Source organism: Bordetella ansorpii, from assembly GCF_900078315.1.
Taxonomy (GTDB): Bacteria; Pseudomonadota; Gammaproteobacteria; order Burkholderiales; family Burkholderiaceae_B; genus Bordetella; species Bordetella ansorpii.
Window position 1 is genome coordinate 597,123 of record NZ_FKBS01000029.1, and the last position, 21,331, is coordinate 618,453.

Sequence of the window (21,331 nt, forward strand, 5' to 3'; positions counted from 1 at the left end):
CCACAATGATGAAGCGCCATATCATTGCGGCCGCCTTCGCGCTGTTCGCACACAACGCCCTGGCGGCCGATGCCGCCGACCAGCAGATGATCAAGCAGGGCGAGTACCTGGCCCGCGCCGGCGATTGCGTCGCCTGCCACACGGCAAAGGGCGGCAAGCCCTTCGCCGGCGGCCTGGGCCTGGAATCGCCGCTGGGCACGATCTACTCGACCAACATCACGCCCGACAAGGATACGGGCATCGGCCAGTACAGCCTGGAAGACTTCGACCGCGCCGTGCGTCATGGCGTGGCCCGCGATGGCCACTCGCTGTACCCCGCCATGCCGTTCACGTCCTACGCCAACGTCAGCCCGGCCGACGTCAAGGCGCTGTACGCGTACTTCATGAACGGCGTGGAACCCGTTCGCCAGGAAAACAAGGACACGGACATCTCGTGGCCGATGTCGATGCGCTGGCCGCTGAACGTGTGGCGCTGGATGTTCGCGCCCGACGTCGTCGAAGCCTCGGCCGTGCCGGCCGACAGCGGCGATGCCGTGCTGCGCGGCAAGTACCTGGTCGAAGGCCTGGGCCACTGCAGCACCTGCCACACCCCGCGCGGCGTCGCCCTGCAAGAGAAGGCGCTGAGCGACAAGGACGGCACCGCCTTCCTGTCCGGCGGCAAGATCGAAGGCTGGCTGGCCAAGAACCTGCGCGGCGACATGCACGACGGCCTGGGTTCCTGGAGCGAAGCCGACATCGTCGCCTTCCTGAAGGGCGGCCGCAACGAGCACTCCGCGGCCTTCGGCGGCATGGCCCAGGTGGTCGAGGACAGCACGCAGCACCTGACGGACGCCGACCTGACCGCCATCGCCAAGTACCTGAAGACGCTCTCCCCGGCCGATCCCAAGGCCACGCAGGCCCTGACGTACGACGAGTCCACGTACAAGGCCCTGTCCAGCGGACAGGCCACCGTGCGCGGCGCGATGGACTACATCAACAACTGCGCGACCTGCCACCGCACCGACGGCCGCGGTTGGACCGAAACCTTCCCGCGCCTGGCCCTGAGCACCACGGTGAACACCGAGGATCCCACCTCGCTGATCCACATCGTGCTGCAAGGCGCCGAAATGCCGTGGACCAAGGCGGCTCCGACGCATTACGCCATGCCCGGCTTCGCCGCGCGCATGACGGATGCCGAGGTCGCCGACGTGGTGACGTTCATCCGCAGCAGCTGGGGCAACAAGGCCTCGGCCGTGACCGCCTCGCAAGTGGCCGACATCCGCAAGGAAGTCCACGCCGCCGACGCGCCCAAGCGCTAAGCAACGCGAAGGTCTCGGACAGCCGCCACGCGCCATATCGGGCGCGTGGCGGCTGTTTTCATTGGGGCGCGCGTGGGAGCGACCGCGCCGGCAGCGCGGCGGGCCTCCGATCCCGGCCGCCAGCCCGCCCTGGCCCAACCAGGCTCGCAGCGCCTATAATCGCGCCTGTCCCGGGACGGCCTGGGAACGCGGTCCTGCCCGGATGCTGTCCGGCGCATTCCGGACGGCGCCTCTACCGGGGACGGCCCCTTACCTGCCGGCGTCCCGCCGGCGCCATTGCAAGGGCTGTTCCATGACCTGGCTTATCCTCGTACTTGCCGGACTCCTCGAAGTCGTCTGGTCCATCGGACTGAAGTACACGCACGGCTTCACGCGTCCTCTCCCCTCCGTCATCACCGTCGTGGCCATGATCGCCAGCTTCTGGCTGCTGTCGCAGGCCATGAAGACCCTGCCGTTGGGCACGGCTTATGCCATCTGGGTGGGCATCGGCACCATCGGCGCCTTCATCGCGGGCATCATCCTGTTCGGCGAATCCGTCAGCACGGCGCGCATCGTCAGCGTGGGGCTGATCGTGGCGGGGCTGGTGGGATTGAAGCTGTCGGCGGGTTGATCCCCACCGCCTCATCGTGAGAGGCCGCCCCCGCACGGCGGTTTCCTTCTTGCTGCTGCCGGCCGGCGTCCGGACCGGGCGGACTCGGCTTCAGAAATCCAGTTCGATCCCGACCGGATCGCCGACGCGCAATCGGACGCCATCCCGCTGCGACACGATCGCGTTCTGGCCAAACACCACGCCGATATCCAGCGTGCGATAGTTCGCCAGGGTACGGCCGGGCTCGTCACCCTGCACGGCAGTGGCCTGGTCCACGTCGGGCACCGAGCAGCGTGTACAGGGTTTGACGAGGGCCAGGCGCGCCGGGCCCGCCGTAATCATGGCGGTGTAGTCTTCCTCGAACGCCGCCCACTCGCCCTGCACCACGATGTTGGGCCGGAAGCGGTTCATCGGCACCGCCGCCTTGCCCTGCGCGGCCAGGCGCGCATTCAGGTCATCCAGCGAGGCCTGGTTGGCCACCAGCAGCGGAAAGCTGTCGGCGAAACCGAACACGTGTTCCCCCTCGAACGCGTCCGCCAGATCGGGATGGCCGTCGCGCCAGCGGTTTACCCATTCGGCATTCGCCGCACGCCGGGCCTGCGCGTCCAGCTTGAACAGCCGGCACGGCCGGCCCAGAAACTGGCCGAGCCATTGCGCGCAGCGCGGATGCTCGGCGCGTGCGGGCACGGTATCGCGCCACACCACCACGTTTTCCACGGCATCGGCCAGCTCCGAGCCATCCAGCGGCACGTCCAGCGGCGTCATGCCGGGTGCGCTCAAACGCAGCACGCCCTCCGCCAGTTCGGTACGGATCCGCGCCATCGCGGGCCATTGCCGCTGGGTCATGAACTGGCCGTTCTCATCGACCAGCATCCAGCGCCGGTCATGCGCCAGGCCGGCGCGGTCCAGGTCCGATTCGGCCAGGTCGATGCCGGCGCAGGACTTGATGGGATAGATGTGCAGGCTGAGGATGCGGGCGGACATGGCGAAGACACCGGTCGGAGGCGAAGGCAGCAGCATAACGCGATCCTGTACGGGTCACGCCAACCCGCGATGCGCGGCAATCGGAACAACCCGATTGTCCTGCCTTCCGCGCGGCAGGCGCTGTGTCACCCCGAAAAGCCGCCTTCCGCCAGGAACTGCCGTTCTTCGGCTGTGGACTCCCGTCCCAGCGCCGCATTGCGATGCGGAAAACGCCCGAAACGCTCGATGATGCGCTGGTGCAGGACCGCGAAGTCCAATGAACGCTGATCCAGCGAGGCCATCAGTTTCACTGCATTGGCCTGATCGTCCAGGTTCTCGGAATGCTCGAAAGGCATGTAGCAGAATGCCCGCAGTTCGACGGCAACATGTGCGTCCAGCCCCTGTTCCACCGCCAGCCGCGCGAAATGCCGAGCCAGCGGATCGGTGGCAAACATGTGCGCCGTACCACGATAGGCATTGCGCGGGAACTGGTCCAGCAGGATCAGCAAGGCCAGCACGCCGTCGGCCGTATCTGCCCAGGTATCCAGCTCGCGCCGCGCGGCAGCCATGTGCAGGCCTTCCCAGCGTTGGCGGAAGTCCTGGTCGAATTGCTCGTCCTTGCGGAACCAGCTTGCAGGGCCGGCATCGCGCCAGAACTGCAGTACGCCCTGGGCGGTGTCTTCGTAGTGCGGCATGGTTCCTCCCACCTGTAGCCGAAGGCCCGTAGCGTAGCGCGAAAAAGAGCCCGCAATCATGACGATGGCGGGCCCCAGTCATACCGTGCGTCGCCGCCGCCGCGCCGGCACGCGGCAGCGGCGAGGCACAGCGTCAAACGAGCTTGAGCTTGTCCAGCGGGGTCAAGGCCTTGAAAGCCTTGCGCGTGGCGATGTGCTCGGGGCGCGGATCCAGCCCGTACTTGGGCGGATTCAGCGTGTTCTCCATGCTGTTGTAGACCATGAAGACGTTGGAACGCGGGTACGGCGAGATGTTGCTGTTCGACCCATGCATGGTGTTGCAGTCGAAGAACACCACCGAGCCCGCCTTGGCCATCATGGTGCGCAGCCCGCCGCCCTGTTCGGTCAGCAGTTGCAGGCTGACCGCATCGGGCACGCCGTATTCCTGCTTCTTCAGCGACTGCTTGTAGTGATCGCGCGGGGTCTCGCCCACGCACGAGATGAAGTGGCGGTGCGAGCCCGGCACCAGCATCAGCGGGCCGTTGGTGGCGTCGTTGTCCGACAGCAGCACCGAGCAGCTCAGGGCGCGCATGGCGGGCATGCCGTCTTCCACATGCCACGTCTCGAAATCCGAATGCCAGTAGAACTCCTTGCCCTTGAAGCCAGGCTTCATATTGGCGCGGGTCTGGTGCAGGTACACCTCGGAGCCCAGGATCTGGCGCGCCACGTTGACCAGGCGCGGCTCGCGCGCCAGGCGTTCCATGATCTGGCTGAACACGTGCACCATGAAGATGGAGCGCACGGCATTGCTGCCGGGTTCGGTGATGGCTTCCTCGCGGCGGACGATGGCCGGGTCGTGCGTCATGCGGTCGACCTCGGCGATCAGCGCAGCCACTTCCTTGTCGGTGAACAGGTCTTCCAGCAGCAGGAAGCCGTCGCGCTCGTAGCTGCCCAGTTGTTCGGCCGACAGCGCGTCGGCATACTTGCCGTCGCCATAGACCACGGGATCCTGGCGGGCCAGGATGGCGGAGCCTCGGTCCGTACGCGAGGCGTACGGATCCTTCGCAGGTGAGATCATGAATATCCTCCTGTCGTCAGGCCGCTTTCTCGACCGGCAGCGCGTAGACGCCGTCGGCATCGTGCACTTCCTGGCCGGTCAGCGGCGGATTGAAGACGCAGATGACGCGCAGCGGTTCTTTGCCGCCGCACAGCCAGTGCTCGTCGTTTTCGTTCAGGGCGTAGACCACGCCGGGGCCCAGCGCGTGCGTCTTGCCGTCGGCGATCACTTCGATCGAACCGTCGCCCTCGATGCACCACACGGCCTCGAGGTGGTTCTTGTAGTGGATGTGGGTGCGCGTGCCCGGAAAAATGGTGGTCTCGTGGAACGAGAAGCCCATGCCATCCTTCTTCAGCAGCACCCGGCGGCTCATCCAGGTATCGGTGCGGACCTCGTCCTCGGTTCCGATTACATCCTTGACGTTACGTACGATCATCGACGCTTTCCTCCAAAGTTGAGCACACGTGCGGGTTGGGCATCCTCGGCCAGGGCAGCGGCCACGCTGGCCTCGATGATGTCCAGGCCGCGGGTCAGCAGTTCATCCTCGATCGTCAGGGCCGGCAGCACCTTCAGCACTTCGTCGTGCGCGCCGGCGGTCTCGATGACCAGGCCGCGCTCGAAGGCCATGTGGGCGATGCGGTTGGCCAGGTCCGGCTGGTTGCCGGAGACCAGGCCCTGGATCAGGCCACGGCCGCGCACCGACAGGCCCGCGTTCGGGTAGCTGTGCGCCAGGTTCTCCAGCCAGTCGCGCACCAGGCGCTCCTTGCGCTGCACGTCGGTGGCGAAGGCGTCGCTGGCCCAGTAGGTTTCCAGCGCCTGCGTGGCGGTGACGAAGGCCAGGTTGTTGCCGCGGAACGTGCCGCTGTGGGCGCCCGGCTTCCAGACGTCCAATTCGGGCTTCATCAGCACCAGCGACATCGGCAGGCCGAAGCCCGACAGCGACTTCGACAGCGTGATGATGTCGGGACGGATGCCGGCCGATTCGAAGCTGAAGAAGCTGCCGGTACGGCCGCAGCCGACCTGGATGTCGTCGACGATCAGCAGCATGTCGTGGCGGTGGCACAGCTTTTCCAGTTCCTTCAGCCAGCGCAGGGTGGCGACGTTGACGCCGCCCTCGCCCTGCACGGTCTCGACGATCACGCCGGCCGGCTTGTCCATGCCGCTGCTGGGGTCGTCCAGCATGCGTTCCAGGTAAGCGATGGTGTCGACGTCAGGACCGAAGTACCCGTCATACGGCATGAACGTCGTGTTGCCCAGCGCGTAGCCCGCGGCGTCGCGGAACTTCATGTTGGCGGTAGCCGCCAGCGAGCCGCCGGACACGCCGTGGAAACCATGCGTGAACGAGATGATGTTCGGACGGCCCTTGACCTGGCGCGCGATCTTCAGCGCAGCCTCGACGGCATTGGTGCCGGTGGGACCCGTGAACTGCAGCGTGTATTGCCAGTTGCGCGGCTTGAGCAGCACGCGATCCACGGTTTCAAGGAAACGCTTCTTGGCGCTGGTGGCCATGTCCAGGCCGTGCACCACGCCGTCAGATTGCAGGTACTCGACCAGTTTTTCCTTGAAGACGGGATTGTTGTGACCGTAGTTGAGCGTGCCGGCGCCGCTGAAGAAGTCGATGTACTCGGTGCCTTCCTCATCGATCAGCAGAGAGCCGCGTGCCTGGCTGAACACCACCGGAAACGAACGGATGTAGCCCCGCACCTCAGACTCCATGCGTTCAAAAATTTTCAAGTCCATGGCAACTTTCTCCTTTAGTAGCTTAGGTTGACAGGCGGACACCTGCCCGCCGGCGAGCCAGAACGGCGCCGGTCGGAAGGCATCACGGTGGATAGTGCTAGGCCGTCAGCGCAGCCCGCGCGGGGGCTTGCTGAAACGGACCTATCTTCAAGAGCATCTCGTCGTCGTGGTCGGCGCCGCCGAAGGCTTGCCGATCGAACAGCGGCTGTTCCGCGACGTGGGCGCCGGCTTCGCGGGCCAGGCCGGCGAACGTGCGGCGCGAGGCCTTGTTGTCGGGGCCGACGGTGGTTTCGAGATGGCGTACGTGTTCGAGGCCCGGGCGCTGCAGCAACTCGCGCAGCATGCGGCGGGCCAGGCGATGGCCACGGGCGCGGGCATGCACGGCGACCTGCCAGACGAACAACACGTCGGGGCGCTCGGGAATGGAGTAGGCGGAGATGAAGCCGTCGATGCGCCCGCCGCTGCTTTCAGCGACGATGCAGGTGGCGGCGTGGTGCTCGCACAGCAGCAGGTAGGCGTAGAGCGAGTTGACGTCCAGCGGCGGGCACTCGCCGATCAGGCGGTGGATGGCGGCGCCATCGTTGCGCCGCGGCTGGCGCAGGGTGTATTGCGTGAGGTCTGTGTCGGTGACACCGGCCTTGGAGCCGGTGGGTGTTGCGTACAGATCGATTTTCTTCATACGACCAATCCCGATTCTGGCGGCGCTCCACCCGTGGGCACTTCAAGAATGGGCGAGGCCGGATCGCTATGCGCTTCGATCGCGTGACCTCCCTGTTCCATCAGTTCCACGATGCGTTCCAGCGCCAGGGTGATGGTAGCCTGCTCCAATTCGGGCAGGGCGTTCAGGCCGTCCGCCAGATGCTTCTGCAACGGCGACGGCGCCTCGATGGCCAGGGAGCGACCCGCTTCGGTCGCGGACACGAAGACGATACGGCGGTCTTCGCGGCCACGTTCGCGGCGGATCAGGCCCTTGTCCTCGAGCCTGTCCAGGATACCCACCACGGTGCTGGGGCTGACGTGGATCTCGCGGCTGATCGCCGTGGCGGTCAGGGGACCGTTGGCGATGACCGTACGCAGACACATCAGTTGAGGCGCCGTGATGTGGCTGACCGCCGACAACTGCCGCGAGTGCAACGCGATCGAACGCGTGATGCGGCGCAGCGCCCGCAGGATGCGCAAGTCGTACTGCTGCATCACGGGGGTGTTGGAGGAATCAGCGGTAGCCGAATTATTCATGGTGAAAATTAGTTCAGAAAAAATGATTTCTACAGAAATGATATGGCCACAAGCCATTCCCGTCAACCCATGGTAGACAGAACTTTCCGTAAAAATGCAATAAATTAGGGAAAAATTAACAGAAGAAGTTGCCATGACGGGTCACGGCAACTTCATCGTTACACGTCATGCCAAACCTGCCGATCCTGCAACCCGCCCTACTGTGCGGGGCAGGAACGACGTGGCGCCGTTCTGAAATGATTCGGGGACGAGCTTTACGCACCGTCCCCGTTGCCAGGCCCGACAATTCGTTCCTGACGTGCCGTTACATCCACGGCCGGCACCAGGCCAGCCGTGGCGGCAGCGGTCTACTCGAACACCGGCGACAGCACGGGCTGCTTGGGCCGCACGTCCAGTTGACGGCCCTTGCGGGCGCGCTTGCCCACGTAGGGATCCAGCGCGGAACCCGCCAGGATGTCTTCCGTGTGCTTGTTGCGATAGACGCCGGCGGCGCGCAAACCCTTGCGTCCGATCGGCACCACCTGCTGCACACCGTCCTTGTCGTCCAGGCCCATCAGGATGGTGCCGCGGCCGCCGCCGGACAACGCCTTGACCTCGTCCAGGCCGAACACCAGGAACTTGCCCTTGGCCGACAGCAGCGCCACTTGCAGCGCGCCTTCGAACAGCGGCACCGGACGCAGCAGTTCGTCGCCCGCTTCCAGCGACACGAACTGCTTGCCGGCGCGCTGGCGGCTGGTCATGTCGGACAGCCTGGTCGCGAAACCGAAACCGCCGCGCGTGGCCAGCAGCCAGCGGCTGTCGGGCGCCGCGGCCAGCATGTGGGTGATGCGGGTGCCCGTTTCCAGGTCGATCATGGTGGTGACCGGCTGGCCGTCGCCGCGCGCGGACGGCAGGCCCGACACCGCCACGGTATAGGTGCGGCCGTTGTCGCCCAGCGCGATCAGCGTGTCGGTGGTGCGGCACTCGAAGGCGCCGTACAGGTCGTCGCCCTGCTTGAAGGTGAACTGCGACGCGTCGTGGCCGTGGCCCTGGCGCGCGCGCAGCCAGCCCTTCTGCGAGACCACCACGGTGACGGGCTCGTCGACCACGCGGGTTTCCAGCACGGCGCGTTCGGCGGTCTCGATCAGCGTGCGGCGGTCGTCGCCGTACTGCTTGGCGTCGGCCTCGATTTCCTTGATCAACTGGCGCTTGAGCGACGACGCATTGTCCAGCAGGTCCTGCAGCTTGAGCAGTTCCGCGCGCTTGTCGGCCAGCTCCTGCTCGACCTTGATGCCGTCCAGGCGCGCCAGTTGGCGCAGGCGCATTTCGAGGATGTCCTCGGCCTGGCGCTCGGTCAGGTCGAAGCGCTTCATCAGCGCCTCGCGCGGCTCGTCGGACTCGCGGATGGTCTGGATGACCTCGTCCACGTTCAGGTAGACGATCATGCGCCCTTCCAGCACGTGGATGCGGTCGCTGACCTTCTCCACGCGGTGGCGCGTACGGCGTACGACCGTGGCCGTGCGGAACTGCACCCACTCGTCGAGGATGGCGCGCAGGCCCTTCTGGCGCGGCCGGCCGTCCAGGCCGATGCACACCAGGTTGATGGGCGCGTTGCTTTCCATGCTGGTCTGGGCCAGCAGGGTGTTGACGAACTCGTCGCGGTCGACCTTCGAGGTCTTGGGCTCGAACACCAGGCGCACGGCGGCGTCCTTGCCCGATTCGTCGCGCACCGCGTCCAGCAGACCCAGCATCACGGCCTTGGACTGCAGTTGCTCGGGGCTCAGGCTCTTCTTGCCGGCGCGCACCTTGGGGTTGGTGATCTCTTCGATCTCTTCCAGCACCTTCTGGCCCGAGGTGCCGGGCGGCAGCTCGTACACGACCAGTTGCCACTGGCCACGCGCCATTTCCTCGAACTGCCAGCGCGCGCGCGCCTTCAGCGAGCCGCGGCCGCTGGCGTAGATGGCGGCGATGTCGGCGGGCGGCGTGATGATCTGGCCGCCCCCTGCGAAGTCGGGGCCGGGAATCAGCTCGGCCAGCCGGGCGCTGTCCATGTCGGGATGGCGGATCAGCTCGACGCAGGCGCGCGCCACTTCGCGCAGGTTGTGCGAGGGCATTTCGGTGGCCATGCCCACAGCGATGCCCGATGCGCCGTTGAGCAGCATCATCGGCAGGCGCGCGGGCAACTGCTGCGGCTCTTCCTGGCTGCCGTCGTAGTTGGGCACGAAATCGACCGTGCCCTCGTCCAGTTCGTCGAGCAGCAGGCGGGCGATGGGCGTCAGGCGCGCTTCGGTGTACCGCATCGCCGCGGCGTTGTCGCCGTCGCGCGAACCGAAGTTGCCGTGGCCGTCGATCAACGGGTAGCGCAGCGAGAAGGACTGCGCCATGCGGACCATGGCGTCGTAGGCCGCCTGGTCGCCGTGGGGATGGTATTTGCCCAGCACGTCGCCCACCACGCGGGCGGACTTGACGGGCTTGGCGCCGGACGCCAGGCCCATGGCCTGCATGGCGTACAGGATGCGGCGCTGCACGGGTTTCTGGCCGTCGCCCACGTCGGGCAGCGCGCGTCCGCGCACCACGGAAACGGCGTAGTCCAGGTAGGCCTGTTCGGCATACGCGCCCAGCGTGATGGCGGCGTCGTCGTCCGGGGGGGCTGCGAACAGATCCGGTTGCTTCGTGTCGGTCATGGTGTGTCTGTGGCCTTGCGGAATATCTTTGAAATGAACGGCGTGCGGCGCATCAGGCGCGGGCCAGGCTGACGTCGGCCACGTGCCGGCGCAGCACGTCGCGGACCGGGTCCAGCACGGCATCGGACTGGCCGCGCTTGGGCACGATCACGCCCTGCAGGCCGCCCAGCATCACGTACAGGTAATCGGCGCTTTCCTCGACACGGCTGACGGCCTCCCAGGGCACGAGGCCCGAGACGCTGTCGGTGGTGTCGGCGATGCCGTCGTCGCTGAAATCGAGACGGTGCACGCCCAGGAAGGGCTGGTCGGCCTGCTGGCGCAAGAGGCGCCGCACGTTCATGCGGATCAGCACGGGCAAGAGGCGCTCGAAGCCCAGCACCAGCACGGCCAGCGCGCCCAGGCCCAGCGCCACGGCCAGCGCGAAATCGCGCGCGAACGGCGCCCAGTCGACGTTGCCGCCGTTCCAGGCGCGCGACAGCAGCAGCGCGCCCAGCCCGATGACGGTGATGATCGCGAAGCGCTTGTGGCGCGCCCAGCGCTGGCGGCGCAGCGCGGGCTGCTGGTGCGCGCGTTCGACGAACGCGGCGTAGTCGTCGGCGCGCAGGTCGACGGTCATCGAGGCCTGCGCCATCAGATGTCGAGCTCCGCCAGGTTGCCCTTTTCTTCGATCCAGGCGCGGCGCTGGGCCGACTCGCCCTTGCCCATCAGCATGTCGAACATGCGGGTGGTGTCGTCGGGCGTCAGCGCGCCGTAGCCCACCGGCAGCAGGCGGCGCGTATCCGGGTTCATGGTGGTTTCCCAGAGCTGCTCGGGATTCATTTCACCCAGGCCCTTGAAGCGGCTGATGCTCCAACTGGCCTCGCGCACGCCTTCCTTGCGCAGCTTGTCCTGCGCGGCCTCGAGCTCGCCCTCGTCCAGGCAGTACATCTTGCGCGCGGGGCGCTTGCCCTGCGCGGGGACATCGAGGCGGAACAGCGGCGGACGCGCCACGAACACGTGGCCGGCCTCGACCAGGCGCGGAAAGTGGCGGTAGAACAGCGTGAGCAGCAGCACCTGGATGTGCGAACCGTCGACGTCGGCGTCGGACAGGATGCAAACGCGGCCGTAGCGCAGGCCCGACAGGTCGGGCGTGTCGTTCGGCCCGTGCGGATCCACCCCGATGGCCACGGCGATGTCGTGGATCTCGTTGTTGGCGAACAGGCGGTCGCGCTCGACTTCCCACGAATTCAGCACCTTGCCGCGCAGCGGCAGGATGGCCTGGAATTCCTTGTCGCGGCCCATCTTGGCCGAGCCGCCCGCCGAGTCGCCCTCGACCAGGAAGACCTCGGTGCGGGTGGCATCGCTGCTTTCGCAATCGGTGAGCTTGCCCGGCAACACGGCCACGCCGGAGCTCTTGCGCTTCTCGACCTTCTGGGCCGAGCGCACGCGCGCCTGGGCCTGGCGGATGGCCAGCTCGGCCAGCTTCTTGCCGTACTCGACGTTGCTGTGCAGCCACAGGTCGAGCGCGCTCTTGGCGAAACCGCCCACCAGGCGGACGGCGTCGCGGCTGTTCAGGCGTTCCTTGATCTGGCCCTGGAACTGCGGATCGAGCACCTTGGCCGACAGCACGAAGCTGGCGCGCGCGAACACGTCCTCGGGCAGCAGTTTCACGCCCTTGGGCAGCAGGCTGTGCAGCTCGGCGAAACCCTTCACCGCCGTGAACAGGCCTTCGCGCAGGCCGGACTCGTGCGTGCCGCCGGCTGGCGTGGGGATCAGGTTGACGTAGGACTCGCGCATGACGTTGCCGTCCTCGGTCCAGGCCACCACCCACTGCGCGCCCTCGCCTTCGGCGAAGTTTTCATGGTCGGCGCCGGCGTACTGCTGGCCGTCGAAGAACGGCACCATCAGTTCGGCGCCGGCCAGCGCCTCGGCCAGGTAACCGCGCAGGCCGTCGGTGTACTGCCAGGTCTTGACGTCGCCGGTCTTCTCGTTGATCAGCGACACCTTGACGCCGGGCAGCAGCACGGCCTTGCTGCGCAGCAGGTGCGTCAGCTCGCCCGTGGGGATGGCGGGGCTGTCGAAATACTTGGGATCGGGCCAGCAACGCACGCGCGTGCCCGATTTCTTGCGCGGTCCCGGCGCGTCGTAGGGCGCCAGGGGCTCGGCGACGTCGCCGCCCTTGAACACCAGCCGGTTGACGGCGCCATCGCGCCAGACGACGACTTCGAGCCGGGTGGCCAGGGCGTTGGTGACGGACACGCCGACGCCGTGCAGGCCGCCGGAGAACGCATACGCGCCGCCGCCCGCCTTGTCGAACTTGCCACCCGCGTGCAGGCGCGTGAACACCAGCTCGACCACGGGGGCGTTCTCTTCGGGGTGCATGCCCACCGGGATGCCGCGGCCGTCGTCCTCGACGGAAACGCTGCCGTCCGCATGCAGGATCACCTGGATCTGCTTGCCGTGACCCGCCAGCGCCTCGTCGGCGGCGTTGTCGATGACTTCCTGCACGATGTGCAGGGGATTTTCAGTGCGCGTGTACATGCCCGGGCGCTGGCGCACGGGTTCCAGGCCTTTCAAGACACGGATCGACGCTTCGGTGTAACGTGGTGTGGCCAAGTTATCCCCAAGATCTGTGGAAAAAAACCGACATTCTACGGACAGGCGCCCCGCCCGCGCGATTCCCGGTGGGATGCGCAGGACATGGGCAGCCCTGGATTCGGTACCATGGCGCATACGGTCCGTCCCGGTGATCCCGGACCTGCCGACGCGCCGCAACATCCTACACAAAAGCGGTGAACGCTGTTGTTATCGACAGTGGTATGCTTAACCCATTCCACTCAAACAAGAACGGTGGCCGGTCCGCCAGGCGCTTTCCCGCCGCGCGGCGCCTCGCCGCTGAACCCGAGATACACCATGAGCGAGCAAATCAAGAACGTCAGTGACGCCAGCTTCGACAGCGAAGTGCTGCAGTCGGGCCAGCCCGTGCTGGTCGACTACTGGGCTGCCTGGTGCGGCCCCTGCAAGATGATCGCCCCGATGCTGGAAGAAGTCGCCACCGAATACGCCGGCCGCCTCACCGTGGCCAAGCTGAACGTCGACGAGAACCAGGACACCGCCGCCAAGTACGGCATCCGTGGCATCCCCACGCTGATGCTGTTCAAGGACGGCAAGGCTGCCGCCACCAAGGTTGGCGCCCTGTCGAAGTCGCAACTTACTGCATTCCTCGACGGCGCGTTGTAAAATAAGCGTGCACGGCGCTGCCCGCCCGGGCAGCGCCACGTCTACCCATAAAAATTCCTAGCGCGTGGGCACATCCGCTGCCTGCCAACACATCCTCTCTCCTTCCCCCCTCTCACCGCAATGCACCTCAATGAACTGAAGGCGCTGCACGTCTCGCAGTTGCTGGAAATGGCCGCTGGCCTGGAAATCGAAAACGCCAACCGCCTGCGCAAGCAGGAACTGATGTTCGCCATCATGAAGCGGCGCGCCAAGCAAGGCGAGCAGATCTTCGGCGACGGCGTGCTCGAAGTCCTGCCCGATGGCTTCGGCTTCCTGCGGTCGCCCGAGACGTCGTACCTGGCCAGCACGGACGACATCTACATCTCGCCCTCGCAGATCCGCCGCTTCAACCTGCATACCGGCGACTCCATCGAGGGTGAAGTGCGCGTGCCCAAGGACGGCGAGCGCTACTTCGCGCTGGTCAAGGTCGACAAGATCAACGGCGCCGCGCCCGAGTCGATCAAGCACCGCATCATGTTCGAGAACCTGACGCCGCTGCACCCGAACCAGCCGATGCGCCTGGAACGCGAGATCAAGAGCGAGGAGAACCTGACGGGCCGCATCCTCGACATCTTCGCTCCCATCGGCAAGGGCCAGCGCGGCCTGGTCGTCGCCAGCCCGAAGTCGGGCAAGACGGTGATGATGCAGCACATCGCGCACGCCATCACCACCAACTTCCCCGACGCGGTCATGATCGTCCTGCTGGTCGACGAACGTCCCGAGGAAGTGACCGAAATGCAGCGCACGGTGCGCGGCGAAGTCGTGGCATCGACGTTCGACGAGCCGGCCACGCGCCACGTGCAGGTCGCCGAAATGGTCATCGAGAAGGCCAAGCGCCTGGTCGAAATGAAGAAGGACGTGGTGATCCTGCTGGATTCGATCACCCGCCTGGCCCGCGCCTACAACACCGTGGTGCCCGCGTCGGGCAAGGTGCTGACCGGCGGCGTCGACGCCAACGCCCTGCAGCGTCCCAAGCGCTTCTTCGGCGCCGCGCGCAACCTGGAAGAAGGCGGCTCGCTGACCATCCTGGGCACCGCGCTGATCGAAACCGGCAGCCGCATGGACGAAGTCATCTACGAAGAGTTCAAGGGCACCGGCAACTCGGAAGTCCACCTCGAGCGCCGCCTGGCCGAGAAGCGCGTCTACCCGGCCATCAACCTGAACAAGTCGGGTACGCGCCGCGAGGAACTGCTGATCAAGCCCGAGCTGCTGCAGAAGGTGTGGGTGCTGCGCAAGTTCATCCACGACATGGACGAAATCCAGTCGATGGAATTCATCCTGGACAAGATGCGCGCCACCAAGACCAACGCCGAATTCTTCGACATGATGAAGAAGTAAGGACAGCACGCCCCGCCAGGGGCGTACTGGCCGTGGCGGGCGCCCGGCTCAGGGCTCCACCCACCCATCCCCACCCTGTTGCGGCCAGACCGGCAATGCAGGCGACTGCAGCCCCTGTGGCGGCGAAGACACGCGCGGCGCACGCGACGGCACGCTCTCGACCTTGGGATCGTCCCACGAGCCGCTGACGCGGTACTGCACCGACATGGCCTCGGCCAGCGGTTCCTTCAGCAGCCATTGCGTCACGAAGGCGCCCAGGCCGATCAGCGGATTGACGGCCACCGCCGTCAGCACCGCGGCGCCGCTGGCATCCAGGTTGGGCACCACCACCGCATGCATGTCCCAGCGCTCGGCCACCAGATTCGCGCTGCCGTCGAGCGTGACGGCCGCCACGGGACCGTTGATCTTGTAGCCATCGGTCGTCACCACGCCCTTGCCGATCTTCATATCGCCGCGCACCGTATCGAACGGAAAGCCGTCGCGCAGCACGTTCACGGGATTCACGTCCAGCTTGACCAGCCGTTGCAGCGATTGCAGCGACAACAGTTCCAGCACGCGCGCCGTGCGTGAATTCAGGTTCAGGAAGCGTCCCTTGTCCAGGGACACGACCAGTGCGCCCTCGAGGTCGGCCAGGTCGTGGCGCCATGGGAAATTGCGCCAGGCGATGCGGCCGCCCACAGAGCCCGCTCCTTCGCTGACCGTGCCGTCTTGGCCGACACGCGCCAGGAACTTGCCCAGGTCCTTGAAAGAGGCCTTGGTATCGACCGTCAGGCCTCGCTCGCCGCCGCTCAGGCGCCAGTGACCCGTGGCGTCCAGCGTGGCGCTGTCATTGGCGATGCGCAGCTTGTCCAGGCGCCACAGATTGCCGCGTTCCAGGTTGGTGCCCTGCACCTCCAGACTGCCCACGTCGTGGCCATACAGGACGAACTGGCTGGCCTGCACGTCGATGGCCGGGATATCGGACAGCTCGCTGCCCGCGTTCGGATCCTGGCCCGGGTCGCTGCCGCCTTCGCCTTCAGCGGCGATGCCCTGCGCGCCGCCCAGCGCCAGACGGGAGAAACGCGCGGCCACCTTGCCCGCCACGGCGCCCTGGGCCTCGGTCCACTCGATCGTGCCGGCCGCCTGGCGCGACTCGATATTGACGCGCCACTGGGCCGGCGTGGGCCGCTGCGCATAGAGCGTCACCTGATCCACCGAATGGCCCGACGCCAGCAGGCGCCTGGCCGACAGGCTGATCTGGCTCAGCGCAGGCAGCAGACCCGACGGACGCGTGCCGGACGCATGTTCCTCGGGCTTGACCGCGGCCGGCTGCGCGGCGCCTGCCCTGCCGCGGGCCTTGTGCACGGTGGCCGGCGGCTCGGTGGCGAAGGCCTGCGCCGCCTCGTCCCAGGCATCGATGTTCAAGGTGTCGAAATTGCCCGACAGGCTCATGCCCTGCGCGGGCAGCGTGGCGGCGCGGCCCACGCCCAGCGCGCCACGGCCGAAATACGGGCCGCCGCTGCCGCGCGTGGACGGATCGCGCTCCAGCAGCAGATTGATGTCCTCGCCCATGCCGCCCGACAGCCAGCGCCGCCCCGCCGGTCCCGGGTCGGTGGCCGGGCTGAACTGCAATCGCAGCGGCACGGCGGCCTCGGCACGCTTGCCGGCGGGCGCGGGCAGGTCGATGGCCAGCCCTTTCAATTCGCTCTGCACCGAGATGTCCAGGTCGGCGCCCTTGGAATAGGTCAGTCGGCCCTGGTAGTCGGTCTTGCCCGACAGCCGCTGCATCCCCGGCGAACGACTCAGTTCGCTCAGGTTGGCAGCGTTGAGGGTGCCGGTGAAGCTCAGCGCCTTGCCGTTGCCCATGCCGCCCGACACACGCGCCGGCCCGCCCAGGAAGGTGCCACGCAGTTCGCGCGCATCCACGCCGCGCTCGGTGAAGCCCAGTTCGCCGTGCAACTGCGTGAATTGCGGAATCTCGGGCATCAACTGGAAATTGCCGCCCGTGAACCCGATGTGGCCTTCCACGCGCGCGTCATCGACATGGGTCAGCGGAATCTGCAGCTTCAACGGCACCTGCCACAGCCCGGTGCCCTGCGCCTCGTCCAGCACCCCGTCCAGCAGGCCCCCCAGCGGCGAATTGGCGGCCAGCGCCAGATAGGCCGGCGCCGGGCCTTCCGACGCGCCGGTCACGGACAGCTCGGCATCGTGCTCGAGATCGGGAATCGAGGCCTGCACCGCGCCCAGCGTGACCACCTGGCCAGCAGCGGTGGGCACCCGTCCATCCTTGCTGTCCACGGTCAGGCTGACCTTGTCGACGGCAAAGCTGCCGTGCAGCTTTTCCAGCCGGGGCCACCCCTTGCGCTTGCCCTCGGCCGGCGCGTAGTCGACCACTGCGTCGCGGTAGGCGCCGGCAATGCGGAATTCGCCCGTGCTGCCCGGCCGCCCATAGGGGAAATCGGCGAGGTCCCCGCGCAGCGTGACCGCCGCGTCGCGCACTTCTCCCGCCAGCAGGCCGCGCGCCAGCCAGCGGCGTGCGTCTTCGCTGACGCTCAGGGGCAGATAACGGTAAATGGCCGGCATGGCGCCGCGCGCGAGACTGCCGCGCAGGTCCACGATGCCGGCGGGCGCCTGGCTGTCCTCGCGCCAGCTGCCCTGCAGTCTTGCGTCGAGGTCCGGATTCACCACGCGCATCTGGCGCAGTTCGAGGGTGCGTGGCTGGCCGGGCCGATGCAGCACGCTGGCGTCGAGCCGGGCCTGCGAGAAATCGAGCCGGCGCGTCTCGAAGATGCCTGGCGCATCGATGTGCAGGCCATCGACCTCGGTGTTCAACGACAGACCCGCGGCGTCTTTGCTGCGCGCCAGGGGCAGGTCGTCGAACTGCATCAGGTCGCCCGGCGCGCCCTGCAGGCGGGCGCGGACCGCCTGGGCGGCAATGGCCCCGCCATCGTTGGGGAGCTGCCAGCTCAAACCGCGCATCACGGTGTCCATCGTCACGTCCTGCACCTGGCCATGCGACAGGCGCAGCCAGGCGCGCGCGGCCATGCGCCCCTGCGGGTACGCGGGCAGGGAGACCCAGGACTGCCATGCCGAGGGCTGTGCGTCATCGACCTGCAGATAGAGCTGCCCATCCCAATGCAGGGGATTAGCGTCGCGCAGGAACAGGTTGCGGTTGAATTCGCCGCGCAGGCTGACCCCGCGGGCCAGGCCGCCGGGCGTCTGCGCATGGATGCCGAACCGATGCGACAGCGCGCCGTTGCGCAGCAGGATGTCCAGGTTGGACAGCACCAGCTCGGGCGCCTGGCGCTGCTCGTCCCGCCAGCGCACTTTGGCGTGGTAGAGCACGACCTGGCGCTGCGCGAGCAGCCAGCGCATCACCGGCGACGGCCCGTCGGTGGATTCATTGGGATCGAAGGATTGGCCCGCCACCCAGATCTTGCCGGCCGGGTCGCGGCGCACGGTCAGGTCGGCGCCATCTACCCGCAGGTTCAACAGCCGGGGCGTCAGCCGCGGCAGGCTGCGCCAGGCGACCACGGCGCTGACCGACGGCAATTCCAGCGCGGGACCGGCCTGCCGATCCTCGTACACGCGTACGGAGGACAGCCGCAGACGCGGATTCAGGCCGCTCCAGTCGGCGGCGATATGGTCGATCCGTACGCGCGCGCCCAGCGCATCGGAAGCGTAGCGCTCGATCTGCGGCCGCCATTGGTCCACCCGTGGCAGCACCCAGTAGCGCAGGCCCAGGAACGCGACCGCAGCCAGGACGAAGATCGCCAGTACGCCCCAGAGCAGGCAACGCAGGACTTTGAAAGAAACGGGCACGGATCGTCGGCAGGAGCAGGCAGGTTGCGGTATCGTCCCTTCATACATTACACGACATTCCGCCTCACCGAGACCGCCTCATGTCTTCCGCCCCCCTGCTCGAGTCCGCGCTGGCCTGGTCCGGCCACCTGCGGCGCCGCCTGGACGCCCATCCCGACCTGTATGCCTGGCTGCAGAACGCCGCCACACGGCCCGTGACGCCCAATGTGCTGGCCAGCTGGATGGCCGAGCTGGAAGGCGCAAACGCCCCCGAAGCGCTGCCCGGCCCGCAGTGCCGCAGCGTGCTGCGCAAACTGCGGGAACGCGTGTTCAGCACGCTGATGGTGCGCGACCTGGCGGGCGAGGCCGATCTGGAAGAAGTGGTCGGCGGCATGACGCAGTTGGCCGACCTGGCCGTGGATGCGGCCTACCGCAGCGTGGCGGCCGAACTGCGCGAGGTGCACGGCGTGGCGCGCGACCCCGCCACCGGCGCCCCGCAGGAGATGCTGATCGTCGGCATGGGCAAGCTGGGGGGCCGCGAGCTGAATGTCTCGTCCGACATCGACCTGATCATGCTGTACGGCGAGGAAGGCGATACCGACGGCCCGCGCTCGATCAGCCATCACGAATTCTATGGCCGGCTGACGCGCCGCATGATGCCCATCCTGTCCGAAGTCGACGCCGATGGCCAGGTGTTCCGCACCGACCTGCGGCTGCGGCCCGATGGCGACGCGGGCCCGCTGGCCTGGAGCCTGGACGCCCTGGAGAACTATCTGATCGGCCAGGGCCGCGAATGGGAGCGCTACGCCTGGCTGAAGGGCCGCCTGATGCCCGCCCGTGCCTATGCCGACAGCGATCCGGAACCGCAGGCGCGCCAGCTGGAAAGCCTGCGCATGCCGTTCGTGTACCGCAAGTACTTCGATTTCGACGCGCTGGCCGCGCTGCGCGTGCTGCGCGAGCGCATCCGCCAGGACTGGCAGCGCCGCGCCCTGTCGCGCAGCGGCGTCGACAGCGCCAACAACGTCAAGCTGGGCGACGGCGGCATCCGCGAGATCGAATTCATCGTCCAACTGTTCCAGCTGGTGCGCGGCGGCCGCATGCCGGCGCTGCGCCATCGCGGCCTGCTGCCGGCGCTGCACGCCGAGCGCGACGCGGGGCTGGTGTCGCCCGACGATGCGCAACGCCTGGAGGCCGCCTACCGCTTCCTGCGCCGCACCGAGCATGCGCTGCAATACCGCGAGGACGCGCAGACCCATCTGCTGCCCAGCGATCCCGAGCAACGCGCCGCGCTGGCGTCCGCGCTGGGCTGCTCAGCAGAGACGTTCGAGCAGACCCTGAAGGACCACCGCAGCTTCGTCTCCGCCACCTTCCGCGACGCCTTCCGGCTGGCCGGCATGGGCGACCTGGACGAACCGGGACTGGGCCGCGCGGCGCAGAACACGCGCCATGCACCGCCCTCGGACGAGACGCAGGACGACGCGGAAAGCCGCCTGGCTGCCCAGATCCGCGCGGGCTTCGGCACGGAGGCCGACGAACTGGTGCGCCGCGCCGAGTCGCTGCTGTCCAGCCATCGCGTGCGCAGCCTGCCCGACAGCAGCCGCCGCCGCGTGGACGCCCTGCTGCCCGCCGCCCTGCAGGCCGCGCTGCAGACACCCGACCCGCGCGATGCCGCCGTGCGCCTGATGGACCTGATCGAGACCATCGCGCAGCGCAGCGCCTATCTGGCGCTGCTGGCCGAATACCCCGACACCTTGGCCCGCGTGGCCCGCATGATGGCGGCCAGCCCCTGGGCCGCGCAGTACCTGACGCAGCATCCGCTGCTGCTGGACAGCCTGATCGATTGGCGCACCCTGTTCGAGCCCCTGGATTTCGCGCAGTTGGCGCGCCAGTTGACGGCCGACCTCAACGCCTGCGTATTGCCGGGCGGCGATCCCGACATCGAACGCCAGATGAACCTGATGCGCGACGTGCAGCGCCAGGCCAGCTTCCAGTTGCTGGCGCAGGACCTGGAAGGCGAACTGACGGTGGAACGCCTGGCCGACCAGTTGTCCGCCCTGGCCGACGTGCTGCTGGCCGAGACGGTGCGGCGCCTGTGGCCGCTGGTCAACCGGGTTCCCGATGCGCAGCCGCGCTTCGCCGTGATCGCCTACGGCAAGCTGGGCGGCAAGGAACTGGGCTACGCCTCGGACCTGGACCTGGTGTTCCTGTTCGACGATCCGCGCGAGGACGCGCCCGAGGTCTACGCCAAGCTGAGCCGCCGCATGACCTCCTGGCTGTCGACGATGACGTCGTCCGGCCGGCTGTACGAAGTGGACCTGCGGCTGCGGCCCGACGGCGACGCCGGGCTGCTGGCCGTGTCCGTCGAGGCCTTCGAGCAATACCAGCGCCAGCATGCCTGGCCCTGGGAACACCAGGCGCTGACGCGCGCGCGCTATTCGGCGGGCGATCCGGCCGTGGGCGCGATGTTCGAGCGCATCCGCGCCGACATCATGGTGCAGCCGCGCGACGCGGCGGAGCTGCGCCGAGAGGTGCTGGCGATGCGGGGCAAGATCAACTCGGGACATCCGAATCCCACCACGCTGTTCGACCTGAAACATGACCGCGGCGGCATGGTGGACGTGGAGTTCGTCACGCAGTATCTGGTGCTGTGCCACGGCGCGCAGCACCGGGAGCTGGTGAACAACCTGGGCAACATCACGCTGCTGCGGCTGGCCGGACAGGCGGGGGTGGTTCAT

The 21,331-nt window shown here is 67.4% G+C and carries 16 protein-coding genes; 5 read left to right on the forward strand and 11 right to left on the reverse strand.

Annotated features, from left to right (window positions below; genetic code table 11):
- Positions 1-5 precede the first annotated feature (5 nt).
- Together A7W11_RS24450 and sugE are read left to right on the forward strand one after the other, a co-directional pair.
- Entirely contained in the window at positions 6-1,298 is a 1,293-nt protein-coding gene (locus tag A7W11_RS24450; RefSeq protein ID WP_066420341.1) for a c-type cytochrome, read from the forward strand.
- Between the two features lie 292 nt (positions 1,299-1,590).
- Positions 1,591-1,908 (forward strand): quaternary ammonium compound efflux SMR transporter SugE, encoded by a 318-nt coding sequence (gene sugE, locus A7W11_RS24455; protein WP_066420343.1) that lies wholly within the window; start codon positions 1,591-1,593, stop codon positions 1,906-1,908.
- Positions 1,909-1,998: 90 nt separating this feature from the next.
- Here sugE and A7W11_RS24460 read toward each other — a convergent pair whose 3' ends face one another.
- The 10 genes from A7W11_RS24460 to A7W11_RS24505 all read right to left on the reverse strand — a co-directional run bounded on the left by A7W11_RS24460 (position 1,999) and on the right by A7W11_RS24505 (position 12,815).
- Positions 1,999-2,871 (reverse strand): MOSC domain-containing protein, encoded by an 873-nt coding sequence (locus A7W11_RS24460; RefSeq protein ID WP_066421750.1) that lies wholly within the window; start codon positions 2,869-2,871, stop codon positions 1,999-2,001.
- Positions 2,872-2,996: 125 nt separating this feature from the next.
- Complete coding sequence (locus tag A7W11_RS24465) at positions 2,997-3,545, reverse strand: DUF924 family protein (RefSeq protein ID WP_066420345.1); 549 nt, start codon at positions 3,543-3,545, stop codon at positions 2,997-2,999.
- 133 nt (positions 3,546-3,678) lie between these two features.
- Positions 3,679-4,602, reverse strand: coding sequence for an ectoine hydroxylase (gene thpD / locus A7W11_RS24470; RefSeq protein WP_066420351.1), 924 nt, complete (start codon positions 4,600-4,602; stop codon positions 3,679-3,681).
- Positions 4,603-4,618: 16 nt separating this feature from the next.
- Complete coding sequence (locus tag A7W11_RS24475; RefSeq protein WP_066130719.1) at positions 4,619-5,017, reverse strand: ectoine synthase; 399 nt, start codon at positions 5,015-5,017, stop codon at positions 4,619-4,621.
- Complete coding sequence (gene ectB, locus A7W11_RS24480) at positions 5,014-6,321, reverse strand: diaminobutyrate--2-oxoglutarate transaminase (RefSeq protein WP_066420353.1); 1,308 nt, start codon at positions 6,319-6,321, stop codon at positions 5,014-5,016. Before ectB ends, A7W11_RS24475 begins: the two co-directional genes overlap by 4 nt.
- Before the next feature lie 97 nt (positions 6,322-6,418).
- On the reverse strand, positions 6,419-7,000 hold the full coding sequence (gene ectA / locus A7W11_RS24485) for a diaminobutyrate acetyltransferase (RefSeq protein ID WP_066420355.1): 582 nt from the start codon (positions 6,998-7,000) through the stop codon (positions 6,419-6,421).
- The gene (locus tag A7W11_RS24490) at positions 6,997-7,557 is read right to left on the reverse strand and encodes a MarR family winged helix-turn-helix transcriptional regulator (protein ID WP_066420358.1); all 561 of its coding nucleotides are present in this window, start codon (positions 7,555-7,557) and stop codon (positions 6,997-6,999) included. Before A7W11_RS24490 ends, ectA begins: the two co-directional genes overlap by 4 nt.
- A gap of 347 nt (positions 7,558-7,904) precedes the next feature.
- The gene (gene parC, locus A7W11_RS24495) at positions 7,905-10,220 is read right to left on the reverse strand and encodes a DNA topoisomerase IV subunit A (RefSeq protein ID WP_066420359.1); all 2,316 of its coding nucleotides are present in this window, start codon (positions 10,218-10,220) and stop codon (positions 7,905-7,907) included.
- A 52-nt stretch (positions 10,221-10,272) separates the two neighbouring features.
- Positions 10,273-10,851, reverse strand: coding sequence for a YcxB family protein (locus A7W11_RS24500; RefSeq protein WP_066420360.1), 579 nt, complete (start codon positions 10,849-10,851; stop codon positions 10,273-10,275).
- Positions 10,851-12,815, reverse strand: a complete 1,965-nt coding sequence (locus A7W11_RS24505) for a DNA topoisomerase IV subunit B (RefSeq protein ID WP_066130733.1) — start codon at positions 12,813-12,815, stop codon at positions 10,851-10,853. Before A7W11_RS24505 ends, A7W11_RS24500 begins: the two co-directional genes overlap by 1 nt.
- A gap of 297 nt (positions 12,816-13,112) precedes the next feature.
- On the opposite strand from A7W11_RS24505, the gene trxA reads away from it, so the two are divergent.
- Both trxA and rho read left to right on the forward strand, forming a co-directional pair.
- Positions 13,113-13,439, forward strand: coding sequence for a thioredoxin TrxA (trxA, locus tag A7W11_RS24510; protein ID WP_066420362.1), 327 nt, complete (start codon positions 13,113-13,115; stop codon positions 13,437-13,439).
- 120 nt (positions 13,440-13,559) lie between these two features.
- Positions 13,560-14,816, forward strand: coding sequence for a transcription termination factor Rho (gene rho, locus A7W11_RS24515; RefSeq protein ID WP_066420363.1), 1,257 nt, complete (start codon positions 13,560-13,562; stop codon positions 14,814-14,816).
- Between the two features lie 48 nt (positions 14,817-14,864).
- On the opposite strand, the gene A7W11_RS24520 is transcribed toward rho, so the two are convergent.
- Positions 14,865-18,665, reverse strand: coding sequence for a YhdP family protein (locus tag A7W11_RS24520; RefSeq protein ID WP_082887464.1), 3,801 nt, complete (start codon positions 18,663-18,665; stop codon positions 14,865-14,867).
- A gap of 32 nt (positions 18,666-18,697) precedes the next feature.
- Between A7W11_RS24520 and glnE the strand changes: the two genes are divergently transcribed.
- The coding region (glnE, locus tag A7W11_RS24525; RefSeq protein WP_235816964.1) for a bifunctional [glutamate--ammonia ligase]-adenylyl-L-tyrosine phosphorylase/[glutamate--ammonia-ligase] adenylyltransferase at positions 18,698-21,331 on the forward strand (2,634 nt) is incomplete at its 3' end.

Bases quoted from the DNA above. Each gene is read 5' to 3' on its own strand.
- A7W11_RS24450 (WP_066420341.1), top strand. From the start codon at position 6: ATGATGAAGCGCCATATCATTGCGGCCGCCTTCGCGCTGTTCGCACAC.
- sugE (WP_066420343.1), top strand. From the start codon at position 1,591: ATGACCTGGCTTATCCTCGTACTTGCCGGACTCCTCGAAGTCGTCTGG.
- A7W11_RS24460 (WP_066421750.1), bottom strand. From the start codon at position 2,871: ATGTCCGCCCGCATCCTCAGCCTGCACATCTATCCCATCAAGTCCTGC.
- A7W11_RS24465 (WP_066420345.1), bottom strand. From the start codon at position 3,545: ATGCCGCACTACGAAGACACCGCCCAGGGCGTACTGCAGTTCTGGCGC.
- thpD (WP_066420351.1), bottom strand. From the start codon at position 4,602: ATGATCTCACCTGCGAAGGATCCGTACGCCTCGCGTACGGACCGAGGC.
- A7W11_RS24475 (WP_066130719.1), bottom strand. From the start codon at position 5,017: ATGATCGTACGTAACGTCAAGGATGTAATCGGAACCGAGGACGAGGTC.
- ectB (WP_066420353.1), bottom strand. From the start codon at position 6,321: ATGGACTTGAAAATTTTTGAACGCATGGAGTCTGAGGTGCGGGGCTAC.
- ectA (WP_066420355.1), bottom strand. From the start codon at position 7,000: ATGAAGAAAATCGATCTGTACGCAACACCCACCGGCTCCAAGGCCGGT.
- A7W11_RS24490 (WP_066420358.1), bottom strand. From the start codon at position 7,557: ATGAATAATTCGGCTACCGCTGATTCCTCCAACACCCCCGTGATGCAG.
- parC (WP_066420359.1), bottom strand. From the start codon at position 10,220: ATGACCGACACGAAGCAACCGGATCTGTTCGCAGCCCCCCCGGACGAC.
- A7W11_RS24500 (WP_066420360.1), bottom strand. From the start codon at position 10,851: ATGGCGCAGGCCTCGATGACCGTCGACCTGCGCGCCGACGACTACGCC.
- trxA (WP_066420362.1), top strand. From the start codon at position 13,113: ATGAGCGAGCAAATCAAGAACGTCAGTGACGCCAGCTTCGACAGCGAA.
- rho (WP_066420363.1), top strand. From the start codon at position 13,560: ATGCACCTCAATGAACTGAAGGCGCTGCACGTCTCGCAGTTGCTGGAA.
- A7W11_RS24520 (WP_082887464.1), bottom strand. From the start codon at position 18,665: ATGTATGAAGGGACGATACCGCAACCTGCCTGCTCCTGCCGACGATCC.